Genomic DNA, 12,658 nt, shown 5'->3' with positions numbered 1-12,658 from the left:
TTAAAGATAGTACTTATGAAAAAAATTAGAATGATGATGGCTGCCGCTTTGGGCGTATTGGTTTCATGCGGTAGCGTTAAGTCGGGAGAAGAGGTCGTTGCGGCTTCCCGCGATTCAAAGGTTGTGGTTGCTTATGTCACTTCGTGGAGTGAGGTGATGCCCGACCCGCAGTACATGACGCATATCAACTATGCGTTCGGTCATGTAAACGAGAGCTTTAACGGTGTCAAGATTGATAATGAGGAACGTTTGAGACAGATTGTTGATTTGAGGAAACAGAAGCCGGAGCTGAAAGTGCTGCTTTCCATCGGCGGCTGGGGAAGCGGACGTTTCAGTGAGATGGCTGCCAATGATGAATATCGCCGTGCTTTTGCCGCGGACTGTGACCGTGTGGTGAAGGAGTTCGCTTTGGATGGCATTGACATCGATTGGGAATATCCCACCAGCTCTATGGCAAATATATCCTCGTCACCGGACGATACGGAGAATTTTACACTTCTGATGCAGGATATCAGAGCTGCCATCGGCAATGAAAAGGAACTGACACTTGCCACCGTAGCTTCTGCCCGTTACATTGACTTCAAGGCTATCTTGCCTTCCGTCGATTTTGTGAATATCATGGCTTATGACATGGCTTCTGCTCCCAAGCACCATTCGGCGCTTTATCCGTCAGGACATAGCGGTGACATTACTTCGGACGGTGCCGTTACTGCACACTTGAAAGCGGGCGTACCGCCTTCCAAGCTGGTGATGGGTATGCCCTTCTATGGTCGTGGAGGTGACGGTTATCCCAGCTTCCAAGACTATAATAAGGTAGGGAATACGGATACCCAATATACTGAAAAGTGGGATGAGGTGGCTCAAGTGCCTTATCTGGCCGATAAGAATGATACGTTGGTATTTGGTTTTGAGAATCCCCGTTCACTTGCCATCAAGTGTCAGTATATTCTGGATAAAGATTTGCTGGGAGGCATGTATTGGGATTATAGCGGAGACAATGAGCAGGGTGATTTGCGCCGTACGGTAGCAGAAAACCTATTGGGCAAGCCGCACAAGGCGAAGGTACTGGTGTTGACGGAACGTGGTGGACAGCACGGAGGATTTACAGATGCCGGCTTGAAGTGGTTGGCGGCCGAAGGTGCAAAAGGGAATTTCAGTATTACCGAGATAAACAATGCCAGGAACATAACGGAGGCTTACTTGTCGCAGTTCAGCTTGGTTATTCAATTGGATTTCCCGCCTTATACTTGGCCGAAGGAAGCGGAAGATGCATTCGTCAAGTATATAGAAGAAGGCCGTGGCGGCTGGATCGGTTTCCATCATGCTACTTTGCTGGGCGAGTTTGACGGTTATCCCATGTGGCAATGGTTCTCTGATTTCATGGGTGGTGTACGTTTCAAGAACTACATAGCTCCGCTGGCCGACGGTACGCTGATTGTGGAAGATAAACAGCATCCGGTAATGAAGGATGTTCCGGCCTCTTTCGTGGTGCCCGATGACGAGTGGTATACTTATGACAAGAGTCCGCGCCCTAATGTACATGTATTAGCCAATGTAGACGAATCGAGCTACACGCCTGCATCGGACATCAAGATGGGCGATCATCCGGTGGTTTGGGTCAATGAAAGCAAAAAGGCACGCAATGTTTATTTCCAGATAGGGCATAGTAGTAAGTTGTACGAAACGGAAGGGTTTACGACCATGTTCAGAAATGCCATTAACTGGACTTTAGAAAGGTAATACTTTTTATAATCAATGGATTTGGAAGAAAACGGGTACGTACAGAAACGTATCCGTTTTTTTATGGGTTTAAACTTTATCACTTTAAGTTTAAAATAAAACGTTTTTTATGGATGTGTTAGTAAATGAACTCCTTATGAGAAATATTCAACTTCCATTTCTTGTTTAGTACGTAATTTCGCTTATCGAAGTATTGGAATTTGTATCAATACAATATGAATAACTTTCTATTTTATAAACTAATACTATTATCATGAAAAGAAAAAGAGTCCTTTTGCTGCTTTGCATTCTCAGTTGCACTTTGCAGCTCTTCGCACAACAAATTAATGTGCAGGGTATCGTTTATGATCCTTCTGGAGAAACGGTTCCGGGTGCTAATGTCAGTATGAAAAGTAATCCGGCTGTGGGTACTGTGACGGATATTGATGGGAATTTCAGTCTGAAAGCTTCTGTGGGTGATGTGTTGGTCTTCACCTTTATCGGTTATGAGCCTATTGAGTATAAACTGACTGCTGCAGATACAAATCTGAAAGTCCGTTTTACTGATTCTTCTGAGTTGCTGGACGAGGTAGTTGTAGTAGGCTATGGTGTACAAAAGAAGAGTGTACTTTCGTCTGCTGTGAGCCGTGTTACCAGTGAAGAGTTGGATAAAGGTAATCCTACAAATATTCAGAATGCTTTGAAAGGTAAAGTTTCCGGTGTACAGATTATCTCTAATTCAGGTCAGCCCGGTGCGGAATCAAAGATTCGTATTCGGGGTACCGGTACGGTCAACAACTCCGATCCGCTTTATATAGTAGACGGCATGCCGTCTGAAAGTGGTATCAGTCATTTGAATCCTTCTGATATTGAGTCTATTGAAGTGTTGAAAGACGCAGCTTCCGCCGCTATTTACGGAGCCCGTGGTGCTAATGGTGTTGTACTGATTACTACGAAGAAGGGTACTAAAGGAAAGGCTACTTTGAACTATGAATTTACGTACGGTATTCAGAATCCTTCCAAGAAGGTGGATTTGCTGGGTAGTGCGGATTATCAGATGTTGATGAATGAAATGGCTGCCAATGCAGGTAAGGATCCTTATTTCCCGACTGTTTCCAGCGTCAATACCGACTGGCAAAAGGAACTGCAGAACAAGAATGCTCCTATTATGAACCACAAGGTTTCGTTGAGTGGCGGTACGGACAACTCTACCTATTATGCTTCTTTCGGTTATGTAAAGCAAGAAGGTATTTATGCTAAAGGACATGCTGATTATGAACGCTACAATGTACGCTTGAATTACAATAATGTATTACTGGACACGAAATCACGAAATTGGTTGAATAAGATTAGTTTTGGTGCAATTGCAAGCTATTCCAAGTCAATCCAGACTGGTAATACTATTGGCAATAGTGAAGCAGCAGGCTTGATTACTTCCATGAATATGTTGCCTCCTACCGAACCGGTTTATCAGACCGACCCTGCTATACTGGAGCAATATGCCGTAACTTATCCAAATCATGTCATTGCTCCCAACGGCCTGGCATACAATATCATCGAGATGCGTGAAATAACCAATCCGCTGGCAGCCATGCAGGTCAGTCATAACCAGAGGACTATGCCTCAGAATTTCGGTGCGAACTTTAACCTTGATGTGGACTTGTTACCGGGTTTGAAGTTCAAGACTACCTATGGTGCGGAATGGGTGTTCAATTCCATTAAGAATGTGACTCCAGTCTACGAGCTGAATGCTACCAGTAAGAATGCCACTTCCAAGGTAGAGGATAAGAAAAGGGAGTCTTCCTATTGGCAGTGGGAAAATGTACTGTCGTATACAAAGTCTTTCGGCCGTCATAATATAGGTGCACTGTTCGGTACGAGTATGTCTTCCTACCATTACTCCAATTTGGAAGCGGAAGATTATAATCTGCTGGTGGTGGATATAGACAAGGGATATATAGACACGGCCACAGCACCCGAAGAGCAGTCCAAAGTATGGGGTGGGGCGGAAGACCACCGCATTGCATCCGTATTCGGACGTATCAATTATAATTATGATGAAAAGTATTTGTTCGAAGCGGTAGTGAGACGGGACGGTTCGTCAAACTTCAGTCGTGACCACCAGTATGCTACATTCCCTTCGGTTTCTTTGGGTTGGGTGTTGACTCGGGAGAAGTTCATGGAGAACAGACCTTCCTGGTTGGATTTTGCCAAGATACGTCTAAGCTGGGGACAGAATGGTAACGAACGTATTGGCTCCTTTGCCTATACAAGTATGATGAGTCAGGGTAAGAATGCAGTCATAAATGGAAAGGTATATACGGGCATGCTGCCCAGTGGCTATGCCAATGCCGATTTGAAATGGGAGACCTCCGAACAGACCGACTTGGGTATTGACTTGCGTTTCTTCAACAGTGCATTGACATTCTCTGCCGACTATTTCGTGAAGAAGACGAAGGACATGCTGCTTTCCATGCCGATTCCTCTTTATACCAGTTATGGCAGTATGACGGTCAATTCGGGTACAGTGAAGAACGAAGGTATCGAGTTCGAAGCGTCCTATCGCTTTAAGGTGGGTGAAGTGAATCTGGGTATCAATGGAAATGCTTCTTATGTGAAGAATACCGTAACAGACCAGGGCCCCGACCGTGTCGGTCTCAATAATATCGGCGGTGGTATGGGCGGCCAGGTCAGTTGGAGAGAGAACGGGCGTCCGTACGGCTTCTTCTACGGTTACTTGCATGATGGTATTTTCCAGAATCAGCAGGAGATAGATAGCTATACCTACGTAGATTCTAACGGAAAGACTCAGCTGATACAGCCGAATGCCAAGCCTGGAGATATTCGTTTTAAAGATTTGGATGGTGAAAATGGGTTGAATGGTGATGACCGTACCATGATAGGCAAGCCGAACCCTGACTGGACATATGGATTCACTCTTTCTGCCGATTGGAAAGGAGTTGATTTCAGTGCATTCTTCCAGGGAAGTATCGGAAACGACATTTATAAACTGTACAGACGTTCCAATGTGACTTTTGGTAACTACGACAAATCCTGGTTGAACCGTTGGCACGGTGAAGGAACTTCCAATTGGGTACCACGTATCATAGATGGTGACAACAATAACTATCAGGTTTCAAACTTCTTTGTAGAAGATGGATCGTATATGCGTTTGAAAGTGTTGCAGATAGGTTACAGTCTGCCCGGACAGATGTTGCAGCGTGTCGGCATCAAGGGGCTGCGTTTCTTTGTGCAGGGCGAGAATCTGTTTACAATCACCAATTATAGCGGTTATGATCCTGAAGTGGGAACACGTGATGGATTTGACGGGGGAACATATCCGCAAGCACGTACTTATACTATCGGTGCGAATATTACATTTTGATTAACCTAAAAATTAGATACAATGAATAAGATATTAAAGGTATTGGCTTTGGGTGCGATGGCTTTGTCGACCACAGCTTGTTCAGATTTTCTGGAAGTGAATCCGAGAACTCAGGTGTCGGAAACCGAATTCTATAAGACGGAAGACGATATGATGAAGGGCTTGTATGCCGTGATGAATGAAATGCAGACCCGTATGCCGGAGGTTTGGTCTTACTCTTCTTTGCTGGGTGATGAGTCCGAAACCGGCGGTGGTATCGGTGAGGGGTCTTACAAGACGAAATGGGATACTTTTACCTATGACGCGACTTCTTGTTTCGGTGCATGGGGATATGGTTCTTGGTGGAATGAGTGGGATTTTGGCTTGTTCAATGGAGTCATTGCTGCCAATCTGTTGATTGACAAATTGGCCGGATGCAACCTCAGTGCAGACTTTGTCAATTCCATTTCTGCCGAAGCGCGCTTTTACCGTGCCATTTTCTATTACCATCTGTTTATGGGGTATGAGCAATTCCCGCTTATCAAACATTATCTGGCAGCCAGTGAAATGTATAGCGTTGCCAAAGGAACCCGTGAAGAAATTTATGAGTTTATGATGGGTGACTTGGATGACGAAGTGACTAAGTATCTGCCCCAGCGCAGTGCTACACAGCAGGGACGCGTTTGCCGGGATGCTGCCAAGCTGCTTCGTGCTAAAATTATTTTGTTCCATCGTGATGAGACTAAATATCAGGTGGCATTGAATGACATGAAAGAAATAATCACCAGTGGAAGATACCAGTTGAACCCTGATTATCAAAGCTTATGGGTGAAAGACGGAGAATGGTGTGCGGAATCTATCTTTGAGGTATGTTATGCCGGCAATAACTCCGGTGAAGGGTTTGGGCTTGCACGTTCTTTGGGCGGTCGTAACATTGTTGACCCGAGAAGTGCCGAGCAGGGTGGATTAGGCGAAGGTTATGGACAGAACACCATGCCGAGTACTGTTTACAACATGTTTAAGGAAGGTGATACGCGCCGAGAAGGAACAGTCATTGTCTATGCGGACGAGGCTAAGAAAGTGGCAGAAATGGTGGCCAAAGGTGAACTGCCGGCAGGAAGTGCTTTCCAAGTCAGTGACCAGCAGGAAAATTACGAAGGCCTGGGGCACTATAAGATTCATCCGAGAAAGGAGACGACGTCTACGGTGAACCCTACGGATAACTATTATAACTCTTGGCGTATTTACCGTTATGCCGATGTTTTGCTGCTGGCTGTGGAGCTTGATGTACGCATCAACGGAACTGCCAGTGCCGATGCGCAAGGCTGGTTCGACCAGGTCAGAGACCGCGCTTTCAAAGACAAAGAGCATCGTATCAACTTGGCGGGAAAGAGCAAGCAGGAGTTGTTGGATATTCTTTTTGAAGAGCGTGGGTATGAGTTTATGGATGAAATGCAGCGTTGGTTTGACATTCTGCGTTTCGATAAAGGAACAGAGATTTTAGGTAACAAAGGTTGGACGGAGAAGTTCAGGTACTTCCCGATTGACCAGTCGGAAATGGATAGGGCTAAAGGTGGCTTGACACAGAACCCTGGCTGGTTATAAGTTTAGATCGGTTTTCTTTCTGAAGAGTCCCCGGTATTTCCTTTTGGAATACTGGGGATTTTTATGTGTAGGCAGTGGCGGTATCTCTCACTAAAGTTTATTTCGGCAAAACATCTGTCATGCTGTCACGCGAAGAGATTATTCTTTTGATTATAAGTTAATTAAAGTGTGATGGATACCTGTGATAGATAAAAAACATTACAACCATCCATCACGCTTTCCAATTTTTGTAAAAGATGGTATGCATACTTGTTTCGTGGGTCGTTGAAATAGTTATAATCTTAGTTCTCAGCATGAAACTTTTAGTTTCAAGACTAAATACGAAAAGTTTTGACAAGTAAGACTATTGGTTTCAACAAGAAAAACCAAAAGTTTCTTTCGATAAAACCATTCGTTTCAAAGGTTAAAACTCTTGGTTTCGACTATAGGAAACTATCATTCCAACTTGTCGGGACCAGCAAGGGTATCTATATGAAACAACCGAAACAGATACCTTTTCCTTCGAAAAGTATCTGTTTCGGCATAAAAGTGTTGTATTTTGGAGAAGATTTGAAGAATACTATCCTATTTTATTCTTTTGATTACTGTTATGGGAGTTGTTTCATTTGAGGAACGGGTCACCGTTCTTGTCTTTGCTCACTACCCAGCGGAAAGCATTAACCAATAGCAGGTTCTGTGTACCGTCGATAAACTCTTCGTCACCATGTCCCATATTTAGGTAAATCATTCTGTAATTCTTGTTGGACCATACGATGGGGAAGTCGCCAAAATTCACTACATCCTTGATACCCAGTGGATAGTTCTTGGGAGATAGGGACAAGAGTACCTCTACGTCCTTGTTCTGGCGGGGGCTGGGAGTCCATTGGTACCATTCGCTGGCGGGAGCCACGAATGATGCAGGCAGATTCTTGGTAACGGGATGTTCTTCGTTGTCGACTTCGACCAATACCGGCTGGGGAGGCCAGTTGTTGCAATAGAACACCCCACCACCAAGAAACTTAACGAACCAGGGCCAATGCGTGTTTTTGTCGTTGTAGGCAGCTGCGTGGAAACCTACCCAACCGCCTCCGTTTTCCATGTATTGCTCAAAAGCATCGCGTTCGGCCTTGGTGTTGGGGGATGTGTTAAGCATGATAATGACATTGTATTCTTTCAGTTTCTCGTATGGGTATTTTGAAAAATCGGTAGTAATATCCAGAACAAAGCCGTCACCGTAATTGAGCTTCTTGAAGAAAGTGGTTGCTTGTTCTGCAAATTGTACGTGTGCTTCTTCCGCATGTTGCGTGTAATAAATCAAGGCCTTGAAGCGAGGAGCTTTGGCATAGTTTGCCGGATAACCTTCGGGGACTTGTGCGTACGTCAGCAGGGTGCAAGCCGTAAACAATAAAATAAACAGATGTTTCATAATTTGTAATTTATAATTTATAAGTTATTAATTCTCCATTATCTAATATTCCGCAATCAGAGACAGCCATTTGCCTGCCGAGGTAATCCATACCTCTTTATAACAGGCATTGTTGGTTTGCGGCCAATAGGGGACATCGTCGTTACCCAGGGTACGGATACCAACGGGCATCTCTCCTGTCATTTCTCCCGAAGAGAAGGTATTCAGTTGCGGATAGTTGTGTCCTTCTCCATAAATCAAGGATTGTCCGAAAGGATTCTTGCCTACGGTCCAGTACAACTGTTCCAGACCGATGTTGAGCAGTTCCTTGTCCTTCAGGAAGTTTCCGCAGATGGCGGCGGACTTTCCGTTGGAAAGATGGATGGCGGTATTGCCGTTGAAAATGTTGAACCACACGGGGAAACGTTTCATGTAGTGCTCTTTGTCCAGTTGTACTCCTCGTTTAATCTGTTCCGTGTACAGTTCCTTGGCATTGGCAGGGGGAAACAGATGGAGGGCGTAGAAGTTGGTGGTATCCTTATATTCCTCTGCATGGTAAACACCGCTTGGAATCATACCGTAGGGATGGGTATACTTCATCATTCCTTTCAGATACTCTCCATATAGTTGTATGGAATTCACCCATTTAGGATAATCGGGGTGCTCCTTCTGGGTTTCGCAAAGCATCACCATGGCCTGCATATAGACCTGCTCGCGCGACTGGTGTATGTAATGTACGATGGATTTGCGGGATTTGTCCCGGTAGAAGAATCCGCGTGTCCCGTCTTTGTCTTTCAGCGGTTCCGTGCGCTGGCAGTCGAGGGTGTAGCGGATGTATTCGGCGGCGATGTCCGCATAAGAAGGTTTTCCGGTCAGCTTGTATAATTGGCTTGCCGACCAGGAGATGGTAGCCATATACTGACTTTTCGAAGTGTTGTAACTGTGTTCGTAAGGCTGGACGAACTGGTCGAAGCCATCTTTTTTGAACTTCTCCATAGCAAAAGCGAAATCTTCTTCGGCCACGCGCAATAGGTATTCCTGCAGCATCGGGTCGTTGTCCAGCGTCATGGAGGCGTAAGCTTCGTATCCGGCATAGAGAAAGTTGTCAAATGCCATGTTCTGTACACGTACGGAAGATATGTCGTCCAATGTATTGAACACACCGTCTTGCCAGATAAGCAATCCCATGCTGCTGGCGCGGTAACCATCGCCGTAGCGGTTCTTTAGGATGAACTCTACTCCCCATTCCGCCTCTTCACGCAGGCGGGCGGCGAGGGCTGGGTTGATATTTCTTTGTTTATTATAGGCTTCGAGCAGAGCAAAGGTCACGTCTCCCGTCTGCAAGGTTTGCTGGGACAAGTCTCCTGCATCGTGCCATCCGCCGGAGTAGGAGATGCTGCGTCCGTCATGTCGGGACATGAGGTCTACGTGGCAGGTGGAATGCTTGCCGGGAACCGGATGTCCACAGCGCTGGCAGAAGATGAAGTTCAGCACTTTCCATTGTGAATCTTCCCAAAGTCTTTCTCCAATCCGGAAGGTGGGAGTTAGCGATGTTCCGACCTTCAGCTGATACTCTCCGGGATTATTGAAGGAGGTGAAATCAATAAGGCCAAATTCTCCGAGAGTGGTTTTCTCTTTTCGGATGTCTCCTTCGTAAGCTATTTCTCCGGTTGGGGTAAGCAGTTGGAAGCGCTTTCCGGCGTCTATGGTGAGGTTTGTGTTGATGAGGGCGGTTTTGGGGTGGTTGACGGCATAGCCGGTTGTCGAGTAGGAGATTTTTCCATCGGCAGGTATCCATCCGCTGACTTTCTCAGGGGCTTTCACCGTTTGCAGTTGTAGATTGTCCAGGTAGTAGATAGCTGAATCTCCTGTAGTCCGGTCTTTGCCTTTGAGGGCTGTGCTGAAGGTGATGGATATCACCTTGTCGCGCTGATACTCGTCTATTTCGAGGAAGCATTGGTTCCACTCCTTATTAATAAGGTTAATGAGGTGTGAACCCGAAGGCTGATTATATCCTTTCTTGGCAGGAGTATCTGCATTGCGAAACGTGAGGTTCATGTTGACGATGCGCGCGCCGTCGCAATCGGGATAGATGGAGAATACGATGCGGTTGTACTTCTCCAGATTGGCGCCGTCTAGATGATAGGTAACACTGCTGTTTCCGTAGGTGGCATAGTCTGGGTCGGAAGGAGAGCCGGTCGCCCTTTTCCCGGTGAATGTGGGGAATTGCAGTTTGATGCTGCCTTTGCCGGAAACGGTCTTTTCCGTACTGAAGGACATGCTTCCTGCGCCGGAATGACTCCATCCCTCTGTACCTGCCGAGCGGGTGAGAGGAGCGCTTTGCAAGACCTCCTTTTTCCATCCGTTGGTTTCGAAAGAGTTTTCAATATCCAGGGGGAGGGGTTGATGTATCAGTCCGCTTTCGTGGAGTTGTCGTTCCAGTTTGGGGTCTTGGGTCAGACGTGTCTGACCGTATGCGGCAATACTGCCGAGAGATAAAAGGTATAAAAATAATAATGTCTTTCTCATGTTGACGTCAACCTTTGGTTTCGGTTGCAATGTTAGCCATTATTAGGCAGAAGGAGGTTTGAAAACTGCCATAAAAGCTTTAAAAGCTATCCGAAGTAGAGGAAATATGAATTTCGGTAGATGTATAATCCCTATGATGTACGACTTATAATGCCAAAGAAAATACTAAAATCGTATTTTCATAACAGAAGAAAATTGTAACTTTGCGAAGTTATGTCACAATGTTAACCTATGATGCGTATCTTGATTTTAATAATAATGCTGTTGCCATGTTCGCTTGGTATGTATGCATCTGCAATAGATAGCCTTTTGTCTGTTCTGGATAAGACTATCGTGATGCGTAGACAATACGAGGAAGAAAAAGAACGGTATATTTCTTTGATAAAGGATGAGTTGAAGCAAGGGAGGCTTACTGACATGGAGCGTTATCTGATACAAAATCGTCTTTTTGCCGAATATAATTCTTATATTAGTGATTCTGCATTACATTATATAAATGAAAATATTCTTATTGCCACACGGCTAAATAATAGGCAATGGATAAATAGTTCTATATTAAATAAAGTACATATTCTAAATACTTCGGGCCTTTTTGTTGAAGCAATGGAATTGCTGAAATCGCTTCCTCGTAACACGTTGGAGGGTGAAAATATAGTGGACTATTATGTATGTTTTGAAAACCTATATCTCTATCAGGCAGAGTACGCCACTGATCGGAACTACGTGAACAATTATCTTCGGATAGCAAATTTGTATAGGGATTCTATAATCAGCCTAGTACCGGAAGATACTTATAGATATGTAGTCGTGCATGCACCTCAGCTCATTGACCAGGGAAAAAGTCAGGAGGCTATATGTTTATTGAAGAATTTTTTACCTCGGTTGAAATCCAATACGCGTGAGTATGCAGTAGCTACTTCAATTCTGGCTTTTGCTTATCATATCGTGGGGAACAAGCAGAAAGAAATGGAAGCACGTATTAGCAGTGCCATTGCTGACATTAGGGCAGTGGTGAAAGAAAATTATTCTTTGTGCGCATTAGCGGAATTACTTTATGGAATGGGCGATTTGGAACGTGCTAATCACTATATCAAGATTAGTATGGAAGATGCTAATTATTATACTACTCGGTTGCGTAGTTCGCAGAATTCCAAGATGCTTCCGCTCATAGATCGTGCTTATCAGCAAGAAAAGGAAATACAGCAACAGCGGCAGAGAATGTTTATTACAGGCATATGTATCCTTTCTGTTTTCCTTCTATTGACAGTACTGTGTGTGCTATGGCAAATGAAAAAATTGTCTTATGCCCGTAAAAAAGTTGTTGCTGCCAATTCCCAATTGAGTATATTGAATAGTGAATTGAAGAAGCTGAACAAGTCTCAACATGAGGCTAATGAACGATTATTGCATACTAATCAGACTCTTACGGAAGCCAATCATATTAAGGAAGAGTATTTGGGACGTTTCCTCAGTTTAAGTTCCTCTTATATAAGTAAAATGGAAGAATATCGCCGCATATTGAACAAGCAGGCTGCTGCCGGTAAACTTGAGGAGTTATATCGTACATTGAAGTCCGACCGTTTCATAAATCAAGAGTTGAAAGAGTTCTATCACAATTTCGATGTATCTTTTCTTAAGATATTCCCTAACTTTGTAGAAGAATTTAATCGTTTGTTGCCAGTTGAAGAACAATTGCATCCTAAAAATGAAGAATTGCTTGTTACCGAACTGCGCATATTTGCACTGATTCGTTTAGGTATTACAGACAGTGCGCGTATTGCAGAATTTTTGCGTTATTCCATAACTACCATCTATACTTATCGTTCCAAGCTAAAAAACAAGTCTCTTTGTAAAGAGGACTTTGAAGAACGAGTGATGAAAATAACTTCTTTTTGATTTTATCCTCCTTTTGAGGCTTTCTTCTGCCTTAAAAAGTTTAGAAATGATTTAGAAATTAGTAGCAATAGCATTTTTGTAATGCGTTGTATTATAGTTGATTGCCTGTTGCAGGACTTTAGATTTTTATCTCAGCCCAAATCGTGCGTTTGTTTTGATAA

General features: G+C 44.3%; 6 protein-coding genes. 4 read left to right on the top strand and 2 right to left on the bottom strand.

Going from position 1 to position 12,658, the window contains the following annotated elements:
• Positions 1 to 15: 15 nt before the first annotated feature.
• The 3 genes from DWZ03_RS06990 (at position 16) to DWZ03_RS06980 (ending at position 6,688) form a co-directional block, all read left to right on the top strand.
• Entirely contained in the window at positions 16 to 1,740 is a 1,725-nt protein-coding gene (locus DWZ03_RS06990; protein WP_005827034.1) for a glycosyl hydrolase family 18 protein, read from the top strand.
• Positions 1,741 to 1,993: 253 nt separating this feature from the next.
• Positions 1,994 to 5,104, top strand: coding sequence for a SusC/RagA family TonB-linked outer membrane protein (locus DWZ03_RS06985; protein ID WP_120129366.1), 3,111 nt, complete (start codon positions 1,994 to 1,996; stop codon positions 5,102 to 5,104).
• A 21-nt stretch (positions 5,105 to 5,125) separates the two neighbouring features.
• Positions 5,126 to 6,688 (top strand): RagB/SusD family nutrient uptake outer membrane protein, encoded by a 1,563-nt coding sequence (locus DWZ03_RS06980; protein ID WP_098031944.1) that lies wholly within the window; start codon positions 5,126 to 5,128, stop codon positions 6,686 to 6,688.
• 601 nt (positions 6,689 to 7,289) lie between these two features.
• On the opposite strand, the gene DWZ03_RS06970 is transcribed toward DWZ03_RS06980, so the two are convergent.
• Positions 7,290 to 8,093 carry a ThuA domain-containing protein gene (locus tag DWZ03_RS06970; protein WP_022401156.1) on the bottom strand — a complete coding sequence of 268 codons (804 nt, stop codon included), beginning with the start codon at positions 8,091 to 8,093 and terminating at the stop codon, positions 7,290 to 7,292.
• 42 nt (positions 8,094 to 8,135) lie between these two features.
• Positions 8,136 to 10,601 carry a glycoside hydrolase family 9 protein gene (locus DWZ03_RS06965; RefSeq protein ID WP_098031946.1) on the bottom strand — a complete coding sequence of 822 codons (2,466 nt, stop codon included), beginning with the start codon at positions 10,599 to 10,601 and terminating at the stop codon, positions 8,136 to 8,138.
• A 231-nt stretch (positions 10,602 to 10,832) separates the two neighbouring features.
• On the opposite strand from DWZ03_RS06965, the gene DWZ03_RS06960 reads away from it, so the two are divergent.
• Positions 10,833 to 12,497 (top strand): DUF6377 domain-containing protein, encoded by a 1,665-nt coding sequence (locus DWZ03_RS06960; protein WP_120129363.1) that lies wholly within the window; start codon positions 10,833 to 10,835, stop codon positions 12,495 to 12,497.
• Positions 12,498 to 12,658: the final 161 nt, after the last annotated feature.

The organism is Bacteroides sp. AF29-11 (genome assembly GCF_003602895.1).
GTDB classification, from domain to species: Bacteria; Bacteroidota; Bacteroidia; order Bacteroidales; family Bacteroidaceae; genus Bacteroides; species Bacteroides uniformis.
The sequence above is the reverse complement of the archived record's forward strand: the minus strand, read 5'-3'. Positions and strand labels throughout refer to the sequence as shown.

Bases quoted from the DNA above. Each gene is read 5' to 3' on its own strand.
- DWZ03_RS06980 (WP_098031944.1), top strand. From the start codon at position 5,126: ATGAATAAGATATTAAAGGTATTGGCTTTGGGTGCGATGGCTTTGTCG.
- DWZ03_RS06960 (WP_120129363.1), top strand. From the start codon at position 10,833: ATGATGCGTATCTTGATTTTAATAATAATGCTGTTGCCATGTTCGCTT.
- DWZ03_RS06965 (WP_098031946.1), bottom strand. From the start codon at position 10,601: ATGAGAAAGACATTATTATTTTTATACCTTTTATCTCTCGGCAGTATT.
- DWZ03_RS06985 (WP_120129366.1), top strand. From the start codon at position 1,994: ATGAAAAGAAAAAGAGTCCTTTTGCTGCTTTGCATTCTCAGTTGCACT.
- DWZ03_RS06990 (WP_005827034.1), top strand. From the start codon at position 16: ATGAAAAAAATTAGAATGATGATGGCTGCCGCTTTGGGCGTATTGGTT.
- DWZ03_RS06970 (WP_022401156.1), bottom strand. From the start codon at position 8,093: ATGAAACATCTGTTTATTTTATTGTTTACGGCTTGCACCCTGCTGACG.